Source organism: Stappia indica, assembly GCF_001696535.1.
Taxonomy (GTDB): Bacteria; Pseudomonadota; Alphaproteobacteria; order Rhizobiales; family Stappiaceae; genus Stappia; species Stappia indica.
This window is the reverse complement of sequence record NZ_MBQE01000004.1, coordinates 592,353-609,681: the sequence shown is the minus strand read 5'-3', so window position 1 is coordinate 609,681 and position 17,329 is coordinate 592,353. Positions and strand designations below refer to the sequence as shown.

Below are 17,329 nucleotides of genomic sequence, written 5' to 3'. Positions count from 1 at the left end.
CACAGCCGGAGACCCTCCGAATGAAGATCCGCTTCTCCCACGTTCTCGCAGTCGGCATCGTCGCCGGCGTTGCGGGCTGGATGTGGACGGGAACCTTTATGGCCGGTGGCATGGCCGATTCCCCCGATGGCACGCCCCCGCCGGCGCAGCGCGCGCAGGAGGCGGCCGAAAAGCCGTTCCGCGTCGCCGTTCGCGAGATCATGTCGCAGCCGCGCCGCTCGATCCTGGTGATCCGCGGCCGCACCGAAGCCGACGCCAGGGTCGAAGTCCGGGCCGAGACCGGCGGACGCGTGGCGGAACGCCCGGTCCGCGAAGGCCAGCGGATCGCCAGGGGCGACGTGCTTTGCGTGCTCGACAAGGGCGCGCGCGAGGCCAAGGTCCTCGAGGCCAAGGCGCAGCTCGCCCAGGCGGAGCTCGACTATACCGCCGCAACCCAACTCAACGAGAAGGGCTTCACCGCCCAGACTCGCGTCGCCGCGCTCAAGGCCGCGATGGACGCTGCCACGGCCCGGCTCGAGGAAGAGCAGCTGGAGCTGTCGCGCACCGTGATCAGGGCGCCGATCTCCGGCGTGATCGAAAGCCCGATGGTCAGCACCGGCACGGTGCTGGCGGTAGGCGGCGTATGCGCCACCATCATCGATGCCGATCCGGTGCTGGCCATCGGCCAGGTGTCCGAGCGCGACGTCGGCAAGCTGGAACTCGGCCAGGATGCCGAAGTCGAGCTGGTCACCGGCGGCAGCGCGACCGGCAAGATCCGCTACATCGCGCCGGCGGCAGACCCGGCCACCCGCACCTTCCGGGTGGAGATCGTGATGGAGAACAAGGACGGCTCCATCCTCGACGGCATCACCGCCACGGCGCGCGTGCCGCTCAAGGAAGAGCGCGCCCACAAGCTGAGTTCCGGCGTGCTGACCCTCAACGATGCCGGCACGCTGGGTGTGCGGGCGGTGGATGAAAACAACCGCGTGGTCTTCCATCCGGTCGCCGTCCTTGGCGGCGACACCGACGGGCTTTGGGTCAGCGGCCTTCCCGACACGGTACGGCTGATCGTGACGGGGCAGGACTATGTGACCGACGGGCAGACCGTCGAACCCGTGACCACCATGGCGGGAGCTGCACAATGATCTCGATGCTCGAGACGATCCTGCGGCGGCCGAAGACCGTTCTCACCCTGATGGTGGTGATGGTCGCGGCCGGCATCATGGCCTATATCGGCGTGCCGAAAGAGGCCGATCCGGACATCGACATCCCGGTGTTCTACGTCTCGATCAGCCAGCAGGGCGTCTCCCCGGGAGATGCCGAGCGGCTGATCGCACGACCGATGGAGACGGCGCTGCGTGGCCTCGACGGGCTGAAGGAGATCACCACGGTCTCCGGCGAGGGCCATGTCGGCGTGGTGCTGGAGTTCAACGTCGATTTCGACAAGGACAAGGCGCTGGCCGATGTTCGCGACAAGGTCGACCAGGCCAAGGCCGAACTGCCGGCGGAGGCGGACGAACCGACGGTCGTCGAGACCAACTTCGCCTTGATGCCGACGATCTTCGTGGCGCTGTCCGGCGACGTGCCGGAGCGCACGCTCTACCGGCATGCCCGGCGGCTGAAGGACGAGATCGAGGCGGTTCCGACCGTGCTGAGCGCCGATCTTTCCGGTCACCGGGAGGAGCTGCTCGAGGTCGTCATCGACAGCATGAAGCTGGAGTCCTACCAGGTCACCCAGCAGGAGCTGCTGACCTCGCTGTCGAACAACAACCAGCTTGTCCCCGCCGGCTTCCTGGACAACGGTCAGGGCCGCTTCAACGTCAAGGTTCCCGGCCTCGTCGAGAGCGCCGCCGACGTCTATTCGCTGCCGATCAAGCAGAGCGGCGAAGGCGTGGTGACGCTCGGCGACATCGCCGAGATCCGCCGCACCTTCAAGGACCCGACCAGCTACACCCGCGTCAACGGCCATCCGGCGATCTCCATCGACGTGGTCAAGCGCAAGGGCACCAACATCATCGAGAACAACGCCGCGGTGCGCGATGTGGTGGAAGCGGCGACGAGGGACTGGCCGGAGACGATCCGCGTCGACTACATCCTCGACAAGTCGGAGGACATCTTCGAGATCCTCGGATCGCTGGAATCCTCGATCCTGACCGCGATTTTCCTCGTCATGGTGGTGATCGTCTGGGCGCTCGGCTTCAAGTCGGCGCTGCTGGTCGGCATCTCCATCCCCGCCTCGTTCATGGTCGGCTTCCTGATCCTGCAATCGGTCGGCATGACCGTGAACACGATGGTGATGTTCGGCCTCGTGCTCACAGTCGGCATGCTGGTCGACGGCGCCATCGTCATGGTGGAATATGCCGACCGCAAGGTCGCCGAGGGCATGGACGCGCAGGAAGCCTATATCCGCGCTTCCAAGCTGATGTTCTGGCCGATCACCTCGTCGACGGCGACGACGCTGGCCGCCTTCCTGCCCATGCTGCTGTGGCCGGGGGTGGCGGGCGAGTTCATGAGCTACCTGCCGATCATGGTGATCATCGTGCTCAGCGCCTCGCTGCTGACCGCGCTGGTGTTCCTGCCGGTCACGGGTGCGGCGATGTCGGGCGCGATCTCCTGGATCGGACGTCATGCCGAATGGCTGGTCGCCCTGCTGATCGGCGCTGCCGTCGCCGCGCTGTTCGCCAACCCGGCGGTCATCGGCCTGCTGCCCCTGCCGAAGGAAGTGTTCCTGACGATCGCCGCCATCGCCGCCCTTGCTGCAGGTGTGCTCGCCTATTTCGGCCTCAAGCCGCTGATCGCCGCCTCCCGGCGCCGCGCGCAGCGTGCGGCAGCCGAAGAGCAGGAGGCTGCAAAGCTCCTGTCGGCGGGCGAGCAGTTCGACGCCTCGAAGATCCGCGGCGCCACCGGCATCTATGTCCGGCTGCTGAGCTTTTGCGCCGGCACCCCGTTCGGCAACGTCGTCACGCTGGCGGCGCTCGTGGTCCTGTCGGGCGGTATCCTCACCTACTTCATGGCCAACTCGCAGGGCGTCGAGTTCTTCGTGGAGGAGGAGCCGAACTCGGCCATCGTTCTGGTCTCGGCGCGGGGCAACTTCTCCGCTCGCGAAGCGCTGGACCTGGCGCTCGATGTCGAGCGCGAGGTGATCGACGTGAAGGGCATCAAGAACGCCGTCATGTCCGTGACCACCGGCGGCGGTGGCGGCGGCGGCGGGATGATGGGCGTCCAGGACAAGCCGGCCGACGTCATCGCGCAGATCAACATCGAGTTCTCCGACTATTGCTGCCGGCGGAACTGGCAGCAGATCGCTGCCGAGATCCGCGAGCGGACGGCGAACCTGCCGGGCATCTTCGTGGAAACGCGCGAGATCGAGGGCGGCCCGCCGACCGGCAAGGACCTGCGGCTTCAGGTCACCTCCACCAGCTATCAGGAGCTGACGGAGACGGTCGCCAAGGTGCGTGCCCATGTCGACAGCATAGAGAGCCTGCGCGACCGCGAGGACAGCCGTCCCCTGCCCGGCATCGAGTGGCAGATCACCATCGACCGCGAACAGGCGGGCCGGTTCCAGGCCGGCATCGGCTCGGTCGGGTCGATGGTGCAGCTCGTCACCAACGGCGTGCTGATCGGCAAGTTCCGCCCGGACGATTCCGAGGACGAGGTGGACATCCGCGTGCGCCTGCCGGAAGCGGAACGCACGCTGGACCGGTTCGACTCCCTGCGCCTGCAGACGGAGGCCGGCCAGGTGCCGCTGTCCAACTTCATCGACCGGGCGCCGCAGCAGAAGGTGACGACGATCACCCGCCGCGACGGGCTCTATGCGATGGACGTGAAGGCCAACGTGGTGATGACCGATATGATCACCACCGCCGACGGCGTCACCCGGCCGCTGACCGCCAACGACAAGGTGGCGGAGCTGCAGGCCTGGCTCGACACGCAGCAGTGGCCGGACACCGTCTCCTTCCGCTTCCGCGGTGCGGACGAGGACCAGAAGGAGTCCGGCGAGTTCCTGATGAAGGCGATGGTCGGCTCGCTGTTCCTGATGTTCATCATCCTGGTGACCCAGTACAACAGCTTCTACCAGACCTTCCTCACCCTCTCGACGGTGATCATGTCGGTGTTCGGCGTGCTGCTCGGCATGGCGCTGATGGGGCAGAAGTTCTCGATCATCATGACGGGAACGGGCGTGGTGGCGCTGGCCGGCATCGTGGTGAACAACGCCATCGTGCTGATCGACACCTACAACCGCTTCCGGGAAGACGGGATCGAGCCGGTGGAGGCGGTGCTGAAGACCTCGGCGCAGCGTATCCGGCCGGTGCTGCTGACCACCATCACCACCATCGCCGGCCTCGTGCCGATGATGACGCAGCTCAACCTCGACTTCTTCAACCGTGTGATCGCGCTCGGCTCGATCACCGCGGTGTGGTGGGTGCAGCTGTCGACGGCGGTGATCTTCGGCCTCGGCTTCGCAACGATCCTGACGCTGATCGTCATCCCGACCATGCTGGCACTGCCGACGGTGTGGATGCGGATGTTCGTCAGGTGGCGGAACCGCGGGTCGGGCGGCGGGGCCGGCGACGACGGAGAAATGCGGGCGACAACACCCGCCGCTCCGGCAACGCCGGCTTCGGCCGCCTTCGGCGCGCCGGGCTCGGCCACCGTCACCTCGATCGGGCCGCGCAAGGATCCGCCGAGGATCCCGCCGGACACGCTGCCCCAGGCAGCCGAATGATATGAAAAGGGTCCGCAGGCAAAACCTGCGGGCCCTTTTTTTGACCAGTATCAGCGCCTTGTAGGCGCTGGCTCGGACGCTGTCACATCAGAGCTTTTCGAGATCGGCGACGCCCGCTTCCGTGGCGCCCTCGCCCGCTCCGGCCGGCCGGCGCAGTGCGGGAAGGATCTCGGCGACGCTGTTCGCCACCCGGTAGTCGACCTCGAAGCCGGCGCGAATGAACCCTTCGCCGCGCATATGCGCGAGCAGGTCGACCAGCGGCCGCCAGAAGCCGCCGATATCGGCGAGCACCACCGGCTTGCAATGCTGGCCGAGCTGGCCCCAGGTCAGCATCTCCACCACCTCTTCCAGCGTGCCGATGCCGCCGGGCAGCGCGACGAAGCCGTCGGCGCGCTCGAACATCGTCCGCTTGCGCTCGTGCATGTCGCTGGTGACGACGAGCTCGCTGACCTCCTGCATCATCACCTCGCGCTCCTCCAGAAACGCGGGAATGACGCCGGTGACATGGCCGCCGGCCTCCAGCGCGGCATTCGCGACCGCGCCCATCAGGCCGAGCGAGCCGCCGCCATAGACGAGACCGAGGCCTTCTGCGGCCAGCATCCGGCCGAGCTCGCGCGCGGCCTCCATATAGGCGGGGTCGGCGCCCTCGCCGGTGCCGCAATAGACGCAGACGGTTTTCAGGCGGCGGGTTTCACCCTCGCCGCATGGTGACGTGTGATCGTGTTTCATGAGGCTAGATGTGACGGCAGCGACCGGCCGGGTCAAGCGGCGGGATGCAACGGGTCGCGCGCACCGCAGGACAGCCGGCTTGCTTGCCGGCTCGTGCTTTAGCGTATAGTCATTCGGTGGAATTTCGGGGGCGCTGACACATATTGTGTCGCAAGGTTAGCCGCACGGCGCGAATCGCGGGGAGCGCGGATCTTCATGTCGCAGAAACTCATCATCCAGGTTCTTGTCCTGCTGGGTCTCGCCGGCGCGGGAGCCGCCGGCTACTACCTGTCGCAGAAGGACGAGGGTCCCGGGCAGCAGACCGCCGGGGCCCCGGCCGCCGGCGATGTGGCGACGCAGACGACGGCGACCGAGCAGCCCGCGAAGACCGAAGAGCCCAAGGCGGGCGAAACGCCCGCGCAAACCACCGATATCGGCGGAAAGTCCGTCGAGGAGCGGCTGGCCGCCGTCCCCTCCTTCGACCTGATGCGCGTCGAGCCGGACGGCTCCGCCGTCGTCGCCGGCCGCTCGGAAGCCGGCGCCATCATCGCGCTGCTCGCCAATGGCGAGGTGATCGGCCGCGGCATCGCCAATGCCGCCGGCGAGTTCGCCATCGTGCTCGACCAGCCGCTGAAGCCCGGCGCCCATGCGGTGACGCTGGAAACGCGCGACGCCGACGGCAAGGTCCTCAACGAATCGCAGCAGTCGATGGCCGTCTCCGTGCCGGAGGATTCGTCGAAGGGCGAGGTTCTCGTCATGCTGAACGAGCCCGGCGCGCCCTCGCAAGTGCTGCAGAAGCCGCAGCAGGTCGCCGATGCCGGCACCGCGAGCAGCGACCAGCCCGCCGCGCAGCAGACGGCAGACTCACCCGCCACCGCCGACACGGCAGGCTCGCAGACAGTCGCAGCCGCCACGCCGCAACCGGCGGGCGAGCAGCCTGCGCCGGCCGCGGAAGCGCAAACTCAGGCCCAGGCTCAGGCTCAGGCCCAGTCCGAGCCTCAGGCAGCGCCGCAGACCGCCGACGCGACTGCCGAGCAGCAGGTGGCCGCCGCCCCGCAGGCGAGCGACACCGCCACGGCTCCGGCCACAGGCGACCAGCCGGCCGCGACCGGCGGCAACGCCTCCTCCGACACCGCTCAGGCTTCCGATACGGCCACCGCGCCGGCTAACGATACGGCAGCCGATCCGGCAACGCCGACCGTCACCGTCGAGGCGGTGGAGACCGAGAACGAGAAGGTCTTCGTCGCCGGCTCCGGCCAGCCGAACCGCGACGTGCGCGTCTATCTCGACAACCAGCTGGTCGGCGAGGCCAAGACCGATGCCAAGGGTCGCTGGCTGCTGGAGACGGAAGGCGAGGTGAAGCCTGGCGAGGTGGCCGTGCGCGCCGATCAGGTGGGCACCACCGGCGAGGGCGACGTGACCGCCCGCGCCGAGGTGACCTTCGAGAAGGCGGCGGACGAGGCCATCATCCTGCGCCCGGTGGCGCTGTCCGGCGAGGCCGGCTCGGGCTCCGGCGCCAGCGGCGATGCCGGCACGCGCCAGATCCCCAGCGTGATCATCCGCACCGGCGACAACCTGTGGACCATCTCGCAGCGCCGCTACGGCGACGGCGTGCGCTACACGACGATCTACCAGGCCAACAAGGACCAGATCCGCAATCCGGACCTGATCTATCCCGGCCAGGTGTTCATGATCCCGGAAGGCGACCGCAACTGGCCGGCGCCGCGCTCGACCGGCGGCTGAGGCGCGCCGGGAATCGCGGCAGACAGCGAACAGCGTGAAAAGGCTCAGGCCGCGAGGCTGCGCGCGCCGTCGAGGATGAGGCGCGTCGCGATGCGAGCATAGTCGGCGCGGCTGACGGCGCCGCCCTCGCGGAACCACAGATAGTGCCAGTTGACCATGCCGAAGAGGCTCATGGTCACCGGCTTCAGCAGCGTCGAGCCGGGCTCGGCGAGCTGCGGCACCGCGTGGGACAGCGCGCCGGCGAACAGCTGCACGAGGCGACGCTCGCGCGCCTTCAGCTCCTCCTGCTGCTCGGCCGGCAGCCGCTTCATCTCGTTGATCTGGATCTTGTGCTCGGCATTGGCGTCGCGATAGGCGTCGAGCAGCGCCAGCACATAGCCGTGCAGCATCTCCTCGCCGGTCATGTCCGGCGTTGCGCCCTCCTCCACCGCCGCGATCAGCTCGTCCAGATGGTCGCGGATGATGTCGAAGAGCAGCGCATCCTTGTTGGCATAGTAGTGATAGAGCAGCGCCTTGGAGACGCCGCAGCCGAGGGCGATCTGGTTCATGGAGGCGCGGTCGAACCCGTGCTCGGCAAACAGTTCGGCCGAGGTCTTCAGGATCGCCTTGCGCTTGTCGTCGTAGTCCTCGGCGCGCGGGCGTGCCATGTGGTCCAGTCCCCCGGGATGGTCCGGCCGCGGAACGTTCCGCGGCCGTTGCTGCTGGTGTGCGGGCGCCGGCCTATCAGGCCTTCGGCCGGTTGTCGATCACGCGCTTCGCCTTGCCCATCGAGCGCTCGATCACGCCCGGGTCGGAGACGGCGATGCGGGTGCTGATCCCGATCACGTTCTTGATATGCGTCTTCAGCTCGGCCGCGGAGGCCGCGCGCTGCGCATCGTCGGCATGGGTGGGAAGCGCCTCGACGTGGACGGTCATTTCGTCCATCCGGCCGGAGCGTGTCAATTCCACCTGGTAGTGCGGCGCCAGCCCCTCGACGCGCAGCAGCTGCTCCTCGATCTGCGTCGGGAAGACGTTGACGCCGCGCAGGATCATCATGTCGTCGGAGCGGCCCGTCACCTTCTCCATCCGCCGCATGGAGCGGGCCGTGCCCGGCAGCAGGCGCGTCAGGTCGCGGGTGCGGTAGCGGATGACCGGCATCGCCTCCTTGGTCAGCGAGGTGAAGACGAGTTCGCCGATCTCGCCGTCCGGCAGCACTTCGCCCGTCACCGGGTCGATGATCTCGGGATAGAAATGGTCTTCCCAGATGTGCAGACCGTCCTTGGTCTCGACGCACTCGTTGGCAACGCCCGGCCCCATCACCTCGGACAGGCCGTAGATGTCGACCGCGTGCATGTCGAAGGCGGCCTCGATCTCCTGGCGCATGGCGTTGGTCCAGGGCTCGGCGCCGAAGACACCGACCTTCAGCGAGGTCTCGCGCGGATCGATGCCGCGCGCGCGGTACTCGTCGAGGATCGCCAGCATGTAGGACGGCGTCACCATGATGACGTCGGGGCGGAAGTCCTCGATCAGGGACACCTGGCGCTCGGTCATGCCGCCGGAAATCGGCACGACGGTCATGCCCAGCTCCTCGGCCCCGTAATGGGCGCCGAGACCGCCGGTGAACAGGCCGTAGCCATAGGCGACATGGCAGATCATGCCCGGCCGGGCGCCGGCGGCGCGCAGCGAGCGGGCCATCACGGTCGCCCAGGTCTTGATGTCGTTGCGGGTGTAGCCGACCACGGTCGGCTTGCCGGTCGTGCCGGAGGAGGCATGGACGCGGGCCACCTGCTCGCGCGGCACGGCATACATGCCGAAGGGATAGTTGTCGCGCAGGGTCTGCTTGTAGGTGAAGGGGAACTTGCCGAGATCGGCGAGGGCCTTCAGGTCGTCCGGATGGACGCCGGCCTCGTCGAAGCTCTTGCGGTAATGGGCAACGTTCTCGTAGGCGTGACGCAGCGACCACTTCAGCCGGTCGAGCTGCAGGGCCGCGATCTCGTCGCGAGAGGCGGTTTCGATGGGGTCGAGATCGCCCGGCTTCGGCGCCAGATCGAACATGCGTCTAATCCTCCCGGATTGTCCTGTGCCGTCACGGGGCGCTTCCCCCGCGCGGTCATCGCTCTTGTTGAAATCCGTCGTTCCTGCCGATCACTCAACCGGCAGGTGGGTGCCCTTGATGGTGCGGGAATTGCCGCGGAACTCGGCCAGGACCTCGCCGGCCGCATTGGTCACGGTCACGTCGGTGATGCCCGAGCGCCCCTCGCGCCAGCGCTCCACGGCCGTTGCCACCAGCCGCTCGCCGAGGCGTCCGGGCCGCAGGAAGCTGACCGCGCAGTGGCTCGCCACCGTGTTCTGGTTGTGGCTGTTGCAGGCGAAGGCGAAGGCCGAATCCGCCAGCGTGAAGATGTAGCCGCCGTGGCAGATGCCGTGGCCGTTGACCATCGCCTCCTTGACGGTCATGGCGATGACCGCGCGGCCCGGACCGACCTCCTGGATCTCCATGCCGAGGCCCTGGCTCGCCTTGTCGCCGGCCCACATGGCATCGGCGCAGGCGCGGGCCAGCTCGTCGGGTGTCATGCTGCCGGCCGGTCGTGCGGCTTGCGTATCGGTCATGGTCACGCCTCCCCGCCTGTGCCCGACCCCGTGCCCGCGCCCTTGGGCGGGCGGCCGATAAAGGACGGCGCGCGCTTGGCCATGAAGGCGGCGACGCCTTCCGCGTAGTCCGGCGAGCGGCCGGCCAGCCCCTGCAGGTCGCGTTCCATGTCCAGCTGCGTATCGAGATCGTTGCCGAACGAGGCTTCCAGCGCCTGCTTGACGAGGCCGAGGCCGAAGGTCGGCGCGGCGGCCAGCTCGCCGGCAAGGCGGCGCGCCTCGCCCATCAGCTCGCCATCGGGCAGCGCCTTCCAGATCATGCCCCATTCCTCCGCCTGGCGGGCGGGAACCGGGGTGGCGAGCAGCGCCAGCGCCTTGGCGCGGGCCAGCCCGACAAGGCGCGGCAGCGACCAGGTGCCGCCGGAATCGGGCACGAGGCCGATCTTCGAGAAGGCCTGGATGAATTTTGCGCTTTCGGCGGCGAGGACGATGTCGCAGGCCAGCGCGATGTTGGCGCCGGCGCCTGCCGCAACGCCGTTGACGGCGCAGACGACCGGCTTCGGCAGCGCCTTCAGCCGGCGCAGCAGCGGATTGTAGTTCGCCTCGATGGTGCGGGTGAGGTCCGGCGGGGCATCGCCCGGCGCGGTGACGCGGTCGCTGAGGTCCTGGCCCGCGCAGAAGCCGCGCCCGGCGCCGGTCAGCAGCACGCAGCGGATCTCCGCATCGTTCTCGGCAACGTCCATCGCCTCGCGCAGCGCGGCATGCATCGCCTCGTTGAAGGAGTTCAGCTTGTCCGGCCGGTTCAGCGTGACGACGAGAACGCCGCCCTCGCGCTCGACCAGGACGGGCGCGGGCTCCGCCCCGCCATGAGCTGCAGAAGTCTCGGTTTGCATGCGCCCTCCCGTTGCGCCGGTGCCGCCGCCGCGACGTGGATCCACCCGCAGGTGCCCTCCCCCGTCGTGACGCGTACCGGTCGTCCTCGTGATTTTTCACTTGACTGACCAACCGGTCGGTCAATTATTATGATCGTCAATCGGGCGCTGTCAATCACGTCCGGACCAACGAACCGACCCGCCCCGTGGCATCGCAATCCGGCAGGACCTGGACGCGACCGGAGAGGCGGGCAAGACAAAGGCGGCGCGTCCGCCGGGAGGAAAACGCCAGCGGTTCCCGCAAGACGGGACCCTGTCGGCATGCGTCCCGGCCAGCGCGTCACGCAAGGAGACGGTCATGGCCGCATTCTTCGACACGCACAAGGCGACCCTCGACAAGGCGGTGGAGACCATCCGTAGCCGCGGCTACTGGTCCGCCTATCCGGAAATGCCCTCCGGCAAGATCTACGGCGAGAGCGCGAAGGACGACGGCGAGGCCACCTTCAAGGCCCTGCTCGGCAAGCCGTTCGAGCTGGACCAGCCGACGACCGGCGGTCATGTCGGCCACGAGGTCAGCCCCTTCGGCCTCGATCTCGGCGTCACCTATCCCGAAACCACCCCGGACATGGCCGTTGCCGCCGCCAAGGCCGCGATGGACGGCTGGGGCAAGGCAAGCGCGGAAGCGCGCGCCGGCGTCTGCCTGGAGATCCTGCACCGCATCAACCGGCTGAGCTTCCTGTTCGCCAATGCGGTGATGCATACGTCCGGCCAGGCCTTCATGATGGCGTTCCAGGCCGGCGGCCCGCATGCGCAGGACCGCGGTCTCGAGGCCGTCGCTTATGCCTATGACGAGATGAGCCGCATTCCCGGCGCCGTGCGCTGGGAAAAGCCTCAGGGCCCGAAGGACCCGCTGGTGCTGGACAAGCAGTTCCGCATCGTGCCGCGCGGTCCGGCGCTGGTCATCGGCTGCGCCACCTTCCCGACCTGGAACAGCTATCCGGGCCTCTTCGCCAGCCTTGCGACCGGCAACCCGGTGATCGTCAAGCCGCATCCGGGCGCGATCCTGCCGCTGGCGCTGACGATCAAGATCGGCCGCGAGGTGCTTGTCGAGGCCGGATTCGACCCGAACGTGCTGCAGCTTGCCGCGGACACCGCCGACAAGCCGCTGACCAAGGAGCTGGTCACCCATCCGGACGTCGCCATCATCGACTTCACCGGCTCGCCGGCCTTCGGCGCCTGGGTGCGCGAGAACGCCAAGGGCAAGCTGGTCTATACCGAGGAAGCCGGCGTCAACTCCATCGTCATCACCGGCACGCCGTCGATGCGCGGCATGGCCGGCAACATCGCCTTCTCGCTCTCGCTCTATTCCGGGCAGATGTGCACCGCGCCGCAGAACATTTTCGTGCCGCGCGACGGCATCGACACGGACGAGGGTCACAAGAGCTTCGACGAGGTGGCCGGCGCCATCGCGACCGCCGTCGACAAGCTGCTGGGCGATCCCCAGCGCGCGGCCGGCGTGCTCGGCGCCGTGCAGAGCGAGGCGACGCTGGAGCGCGTGGCCGAGGCCCGCAAGCTCGGCAAGGTGCTGCGCGACAGCACCCCGGTCGAGGGCATGGACGGCGCCCGCTCGGCGACCCCGCTCGTGCTGGCGGTCGATGCCGCGGACGAGGCCGCCTATCTGGAGGAGCGCTTCGGGCCGATCAGCTTCGTGATAGCCACCGACAGCGCGGAGGACGCGATCGCCCGTGCGGCCGGCTCGGCCAAGGCGCGCGGCGCGATCACTGCGGCGCTCTATGCGACGGACGAGACCGTGATCGACAAGGCGGCCGACGCCTTCGCCGATGCCGGCGTGGCGCTTTCGGTCAACCTGACCGGCGGCATCTTCGTGAACCAGTCCGCCGCCTATTCCGACTATCACGTCACCGGAGCGAACCCGGCCGGCAATGCCTGTCTGTGCGACAGCGCTTTCGTCGCCAACCGCTTCCGCGTGGCAGCGATGCGCCGCCCGGTCGCGGCGTAGGAACGGACGGGCCGGCCGGCGACACGTTTGCCCCCGGCCCCTGCTTTCCGAACGGGAGACCGGAAACAGACTGCACTGGACCTGTGGGAGGAAACAAGAATGGCAGTTTTCGGAAAATGCATCCGTGGCGCGGCCCTGCTGGCCGGTGTCGCCATGGTCTGGGCGGCCCCTGCGGCGGCCGACACCATCAAGATCGGCGCCTCGCTGTCGGTCACGGGCCCCGCGTCCTTCCTCGGCGATCCCGAGGCCAAGACGCTGGAAATGTACGTCGAGAAGCTGAACGCCGAAGGCGGCGTCAACGGCAAGCAGCTCGAGCTGATCGTCTATGACGACAGCGCCGACGCCAACAAGGCGCGCACCTTCGCCACCCGCCTGGTGGAGGACGACGAGGTCGTCGCGGTGGTCGGCGGCTCCACCACCGGCACGACGATGGCGATGATCCCGGTCTTCGAGGATGCGGGCATCCCCTTCATCTCGCTCGCCGGCGCCGTGGTCGTGATCGACCCGGTCAAGGAGTTCACCTTCAAGACCCCGCATACCGACCGCATGGCCTGCGAGAAGATCTTCGCGGACATGCAGGCCAAGGGCCTTGCCAAGATCGGCATGATCTCGGGCACCGGCGGCTTCGGCAAGTCGATGCGCGAGCAGTGCCTCGAGGTGGTCGGCAATTACGGCATCGAGATCGTCGCCGACGAGACCTACGGTCCGAGCGACTCCGACATGACGCCGCAGCTGACCAACATCAAGAACGCTGCCGGCGTGCAGGCGGTGATCAACCCCGGCTTCGGCCAGGGCCCGGCCATCGTGACGCGCAACTACAAGCAGCTCGGCATCGAGGTGCCGCTGTACCAGAGCCACGGCGTTGCCTCGAAGTCCTTCATCGACCTGGCCGGCGATGCGGCCGAGGGCGTGCGGCTTCCCGCTTCCGCGCTTCTGGTCGCCGACAAGCTGCCGGACAGCGATCCGCAGAAGGCCGTCGTCACCGGCTACAAGTCGATGTACGAGGAAAAGACCGGCCTGCCCGTGTCGACCTTCGGCGGCCACGCCTATGACGGCCTGATGATCCTGGTCGAGGCGATGAAGCGCGCCGGCTCCGAGGATCCCAAGGCGATCCGCGACGAGATCGAGAAGACCTCGGGCTTCATGGGCACCGCCGGTGTCGTCAACATGTCGCCGGAAGACCACATGGGCCTCGACCTGACCGCGTTCCGCATGCTGGAAATCCGCGGCGGCGACTGGACGCTCGCCGAATAAGGCGCAAGCCCTCCCCCGCCGCGCGCCCGGCCAGTTCCGGCGCGCGGCGGGGCTCCTGCTCACGACATCGAAGGCCCCCGGCCCGGCCGCCGCATCGACGGCGCGGGCAAGCTGACGGCGGACCCATGCCCGAGTTGCTGCAATTCTGTGTTTCCGGTCTGACGGTCGGCGCGGTCTACGCGCTGGTCGCGCTCGGTTTCACCATCATCTACAACGCCTCCGACGTGGTGAACTTCGCGCAAGGCGAGTTCGTCATGATCGGCGGCATGACCACGGTCTTCGCCACCGCCGCCGGCGTGCCGCTGCCGCTGGCCGTGATCGGCGCCATCCTCGTCGCGATGATGGTCGGGCTGCTGCTGCACCGGCTGGCCATCGAGCCGGCGCGCGGCGCCTCGCCCGTGACCCTGATCATCATCACCATCGGCGCCTCGATCTTCCTGCGCGGCCTTGCCCAGGTGGTGTTCGACAAGCAGTTCCACTCGCTTCCCGCCTTTTCCGGCGACACGCCGATCCGCTTCGGCGGCGCCGCGATCCTGCCCCAGAGCTTCTGGGTGCTCGGCGGGGCGGCGGTGATCGTCGTGCTGCTCTGGGCCTTCTTCAACCGCACGCTGATCGGCAAGGCCGTGCTGGCAACGGCGGCGAACCGGCTGGCCGCGCGTCTCGTCGGCATCAACACCTCCTTCGTGATGGGCTTGTCCTTCGTCATGTCGGCGGCCATCGGCGCCATTGCCGGCATCCTCGTCACCCCGATCACCCTGACCAGCTACGACGTCGGCATGCTGCTGGCGCTCAAGGGCTTTGCCGCGGCCATGCTCGGCGGCATGGGCAATCCGCTCGGCGCGGTGGTCGGCGGACTGGCCGTCGGCCTGCTGGAAGCGCTCGGCGCCGGCTACATCTCGTCCACCTACAAGGACGCCATCGCCTTCATCGTCATCCTCGTCGTGCTCTTCGCCCTGCCGGGCGGCCTGTTCGGCAAGGCCAGCGTGGAGCGCGTGTGACCATGGGCAAGCTCCTTTCCCATCGCCTTGCCGTTCCGCTGGTGATCGCGCTGCTGGTCGTCGCGCTGTCCTTCGCGATGCCCTCCAACTTCTACTACCGCGTCGCGGCGCTGGTGTGGATCTCGGCGCTCGCCGTCATCGGCCTCAACCTGCTGATGGGCTATGCCGGCCAGGTGAGCCTCGGCCATGCCGGCTTCTTCGGCATCGGCGCCTATGCCGTCGCGGTGCTGCCGCCGCAGGTCGGCCTGCATCCGCTGGTCGCGGTGCTGGCCGGTGCCGTTGCCACCGCCGCCATCGCCTTCCTCGTCGGCCGGCCGATCCTGCGGCTCAAGGGCCACTACCTCGCCGTAGCGACGCTCGGCTTCGGCATCCTGATCGCCATGACGATCTCCAACGAGGCCTGGCTGACCGGCGGGCCCGACGGCATGCCAGTCGAGCGCCTCACCGTCTTTGGCTGGCGGGTGCGCGGCGCCGACACCTGGTACTGGATCAGCGGCGGCCTGCTGGTGATCGGCGCCTGGATCGCCTGCAATCTCGTCGCCAGCCCGACGGGCCGGGCCTTGAGAGCGCTGCACGATTCCGAGGTCGCCGCACGGGTCGCCGGCATCGACGTCGCCCGCGCCAAGCTGACCGTCTTCGTCATCTCGGCCGTCTACGCCTCGGTCGCCGGCTCGACGCTGGCCCTGGTCAACGGCTTCGTGACGCCGGACAAGGCCAACTTCCTGCACTCCATCGAGCTCGTCACCATGGTCGTACTCGGCGGCATGGGCTCGATCCTCGGCTCGGTTGCGGGCGCCGCCATCCTCGTCGTGCTGCCGCAGGCGCTGACCGGCTTCCACGACTACGAACACATGATCCTCGGCCTCATCATGATGGTGATCATGATCGTGCTGCGCGCCGGCATCGTGCCGAGCATCGCCGCGTTCTTCCAAGGGAGGCGGAACAAGTGAGCACCACAACGCCTCTTCTTTCGGTGAGCGAGATCGGCATCGCCTTCGGCGGCGTACGTGCCGTCGATCAGGTCAGCTTCACGGCACGGGCCGGCGAAGTCTTCTCGATCATCGGCCCCAACGGCGCCGGCAAGACCACGCTGTTCAACCTGGTCTCGGGCGTCTACACGCCGAAGGCCGGCAGCGTCCATCTGGCGGGCGAGCCCGTCACCGCGCTGGAGCCCAACCGGCTCGCCGAACGCGGGTTGTCGCGCACCTTCCAGAACCTGCAGGTCTTCTTCCGCATGACCGCGCGGGAAAACGTCATGGTCGGCCGGCACCTGCGCGAAAAGCGAGGGCTGCTCGCCCACCTGCTCGCCCTCCCCTCCACCGGCCGCCAGAACCGGGAGAGCGCGGAGATCGCCGATGCCCTGCTGGCGCGCGTCGGACTTTCCGCGCAAGCCGACATTCCGGCCGCCAACCTCTCCTACGGCGCCTTGAAGCGCCTTGAGATCGCCCGCGCGCTCGCGGCCGAGCCGAAGGCGCTGCTGCTCGACGAGCCGGCCGCCGGGTGCAATCCGGTCGAGACCGAGGAAATCGAGAAGCTGATCCGCAAGATCGCCGACGATGGCGTCGCCGTGGTGCTGGTCGAACACGACATGAAGCTCGTCATGCGCATCTCCGACCGCATCCTGGTGCTCGATCAGGGCCGGGTGCTGGCCGAGGGCTCGGCAACCGAGATCCGGTCCAACCCGAAGGTGATCGAGGCCTATCTTGGAACCCACGGCACGCGGGAGGCCAACCTTGCACTCGACTGATCCGCTTCTGCGCGTCGAAACGCTGCGGTCCTCCTACGGGCGGATCGAGGCCCTGCACGGCGTCTCCCTCAGCGTCGCCTCCGGCGAGATCGTCGCTCTGGTCGGCGGCAACGGCGCCGGCAAGACCACCTTGCTGCGCACCATTTCCGGTGTCCAGCCGATGACCGGCGGCAGCCTGTCGTTCCAGGGACGCGACATCTCGCGCGCCAGCCCGCATGCGCGGGTCGCAGCCGGCATCGCCCAGGTGCCGGAGGGCCGGCAGATCTTCGCGCCGCTCGCCATCGAGGACAACCTCCGCCTCGGCGCCTATCTGCGCAAGGACGCGGAGATCGCCTCGGACCTGGAGCGGGTCTACGATCTCTTCCCGGTGCTGAAGGAGCGGCGCAGGAACCCGGCCGGCGGCCTGTCCGGCGGCCAGCAGCAGATGCTGGCCATCGGCCGCGCCCTGATGAGCCGGCCGAAGCTGCTGCTGCTCGACGAGCCGTCGATGGGCCTTGCCCCGGTGCTGGTCGATCAGGTCTTCGAGATCATCCAGCGGCTGAACCGCGAGGATGGCGTCACTGTGTTCCTGGTGGAGCAGAACGCCTTCGCGGCCCTATCCATCGCCACGCGCGGCTATGTCATCGAGACCGGCGAGATCGCGATGGAGGGCAAGGGCGAAGCGCTGCTGGCCGACGAGCGGGTGCGCGAGGCCTATCTCGGCGTCTGAGGCGG

The 17,329-nt window shown here is 68.2% G+C and carries 14 protein-coding genes; 9 read left to right on the top strand and 5 right to left on the bottom strand.

Annotation, left to right across the window (positions count from 1 at the left end; all coding sequences use genetic code 11):
- The first annotated feature begins 20 nt into the window (after positions 1–20).
- Both BBX35_RS16985 and BBX35_RS23940 read left to right on the top strand, forming a co-directional pair.
- Positions 21–1,124 (top strand): efflux RND transporter periplasmic adaptor subunit, encoded by a 1,104-nt coding sequence (locus tag BBX35_RS16985; protein WP_067222401.1) that lies wholly within the window; start codon positions 21–23, stop codon positions 1,122–1,124.
- Positions 1,121–4,705 carry an efflux RND transporter permease subunit gene (locus BBX35_RS23940; protein ID WP_067222399.1) on the top strand — a complete coding sequence of 1,195 codons (3,585 nt, stop codon included), beginning with the start codon at positions 1,121–1,123 and terminating at the stop codon, positions 4,703–4,705. The genes BBX35_RS16985 and BBX35_RS23940 overlap by 4 nt, the downstream gene beginning before the upstream one ends.
- A gap of 87 nt (positions 4,706–4,792) precedes the next feature.
- Here the strand turns inward: BBX35_RS23940 and BBX35_RS16975 are convergent, their stop codons facing one another.
- Positions 4,793–5,434, bottom strand: coding sequence for an LOG family protein (locus BBX35_RS16975; RefSeq protein ID WP_067222396.1), 642 nt, complete (start codon positions 5,432–5,434; stop codon positions 4,793–4,795).
- 195 nt (positions 5,435–5,629) lie between these two features.
- Here BBX35_RS16975 and BBX35_RS16970 point away from each other — a divergent pair, with 195 nt between their 5' ends.
- A complete protein-coding gene (locus BBX35_RS16970; protein WP_067222393.1) occupies positions 5,630–7,156 on the top strand; it encodes a LysM peptidoglycan-binding domain-containing protein in 1,527 nt (508 codons plus the stop codon).
- A 44-nt stretch (positions 7,157–7,200) separates the two neighbouring features.
- Here the strand turns inward: BBX35_RS16970 and BBX35_RS16965 are convergent, their stop codons facing one another.
- The 4 genes from BBX35_RS16965 to paaG all read right to left on the bottom strand — a co-directional run bounded on the left by BBX35_RS16965 (position 7,201) and on the right by paaG (position 10,617).
- Positions 7,201–7,803, bottom strand: a complete 603-nt coding sequence (locus tag BBX35_RS16965) for a TetR/AcrR family transcriptional regulator (RefSeq protein ID WP_067222391.1) — start codon at positions 7,801–7,803, stop codon at positions 7,201–7,203.
- A gap of 76 nt (positions 7,804–7,879) precedes the next feature.
- A complete protein-coding gene (gene paaK / locus BBX35_RS16960; protein ID WP_067222388.1) occupies positions 7,880–9,190 on the bottom strand; it encodes a phenylacetate--CoA ligase PaaK in 1,311 nt (436 codons plus the stop codon).
- A gap of 90 nt (positions 9,191–9,280) precedes the next feature.
- Positions 9,281–9,745, bottom strand: a complete 465-nt coding sequence (gene paaI / locus BBX35_RS16955) for a hydroxyphenylacetyl-CoA thioesterase PaaI (protein WP_067222386.1) — start codon at positions 9,743–9,745, stop codon at positions 9,281–9,283.
- Positions 9,746–9,747: 2 nt separating this feature from the next.
- Entirely contained in the window at positions 9,748–10,617 is an 870-nt protein-coding gene (gene paaG, locus BBX35_RS16950) for a 2-(1,2-epoxy-1,2-dihydrophenyl)acetyl-CoA isomerase PaaG (RefSeq protein WP_067222376.1), read from the bottom strand.
- Positions 10,618–10,954: 337 nt separating this feature from the next.
- On the opposite strand from paaG, the gene paaN reads away from it, so the two are divergent.
- The 6 genes from paaN to BBX35_RS16920 all read left to right on the top strand — a co-directional run bounded on the left by paaN (position 10,955) and on the right by BBX35_RS16920 (position 17,324).
- Positions 10,955–12,616, top strand: coding sequence for a phenylacetic acid degradation protein PaaN (paaN, locus tag BBX35_RS16945; RefSeq protein ID WP_067222373.1), 1,662 nt, complete (start codon positions 10,955–10,957; stop codon positions 12,614–12,616).
- A 153-nt stretch (positions 12,617–12,769) separates the two neighbouring features.
- Positions 12,770–13,870, top strand: coding sequence for an ABC transporter substrate-binding protein (locus BBX35_RS16940; RefSeq protein WP_228188266.1), 1,101 nt, complete (start codon positions 12,770–12,772; stop codon positions 13,868–13,870).
- A 125-nt stretch (positions 13,871–13,995) separates the two neighbouring features.
- On the top strand, positions 13,996–14,868 hold the full coding sequence (locus BBX35_RS16935; protein WP_067222370.1) for a branched-chain amino acid ABC transporter permease: 873 nt from the start codon (positions 13,996–13,998) through the stop codon (positions 14,866–14,868).
- 2 nt (positions 14,869–14,870) lie between these two features.
- Entirely contained in the window at positions 14,871–15,818 is a 948-nt protein-coding gene (locus BBX35_RS16930) for a branched-chain amino acid ABC transporter permease (RefSeq protein WP_067222368.1), read from the top strand.
- On the top strand, positions 15,815–16,615 hold the full coding sequence (locus BBX35_RS16925; protein ID WP_067222365.1) for an ABC transporter ATP-binding protein: 801 nt from the start codon (positions 15,815–15,817) through the stop codon (positions 16,613–16,615). The genes BBX35_RS16930 and BBX35_RS16925 overlap by 4 nt, the downstream gene beginning before the upstream one ends.
- Positions 16,602–17,324 carry an ABC transporter ATP-binding protein gene (locus BBX35_RS16920; protein WP_067222362.1) on the top strand — a complete coding sequence of 241 codons (723 nt, stop codon included), beginning with the start codon at positions 16,602–16,604 and terminating at the stop codon, positions 17,322–17,324. Before BBX35_RS16925 ends, BBX35_RS16920 begins: the two co-directional genes overlap by 14 nt.
- The last annotated feature ends 5 nt before the right edge of the window (positions 17,325–17,329 follow it).

Bases quoted from the DNA above. Each gene is read 5' to 3' on its own strand.
- paaI (WP_067222386.1), bottom strand. From the start codon at position 9,745: ATGACCGATACGCAAGCCGCACGACCGGCCGGCAGCATGACACCCGAC.
- BBX35_RS16985 (WP_067222401.1), top strand. From the start codon at position 21: ATGAAGATCCGCTTCTCCCACGTTCTCGCAGTCGGCATCGTCGCCGGC.
- BBX35_RS23940 (WP_067222399.1), top strand. From the start codon at position 1,121: ATGATCTCGATGCTCGAGACGATCCTGCGGCGGCCGAAGACCGTTCTC.
- BBX35_RS16970 (WP_067222393.1), top strand. From the start codon at position 5,630: ATGTCGCAGAAACTCATCATCCAGGTTCTTGTCCTGCTGGGTCTCGCC.
- paaK (WP_067222388.1), bottom strand. From the start codon at position 9,190: ATGTTCGATCTGGCGCCGAAGCCGGGCGATCTCGACCCCATCGAAACC.
- BBX35_RS16965 (WP_067222391.1), bottom strand. From the start codon at position 7,803: ATGGCACGCCCGCGCGCCGAGGACTACGACGACAAGCGCAAGGCGATC.
- BBX35_RS16975 (WP_067222396.1), bottom strand. From the start codon at position 5,434: ATGAAACACGATCACACGTCACCATGCGGCGAGGGTGAAACCCGCCGC.
- paaN (WP_067222373.1), top strand. From the start codon at position 10,955: ATGGCCGCATTCTTCGACACGCACAAGGCGACCCTCGACAAGGCGGTG.
- BBX35_RS16935 (WP_067222370.1), top strand. From the start codon at position 13,996: ATGCCCGAGTTGCTGCAATTCTGTGTTTCCGGTCTGACGGTCGGCGCG.
- BBX35_RS16940 (WP_228188266.1), top strand. From the start codon at position 12,770: ATGGTCTGGGCGGCCCCTGCGGCGGCCGACACCATCAAGATCGGCGCC.
- BBX35_RS16930 (WP_067222368.1), top strand. From the start codon at position 14,871: ATGGGCAAGCTCCTTTCCCATCGCCTTGCCGTTCCGCTGGTGATCGCG.
- paaG (WP_067222376.1), bottom strand. From the start codon at position 10,617: ATGCAAACCGAGACTTCTGCAGCTCATGGCGGGGCGGAGCCCGCGCCC.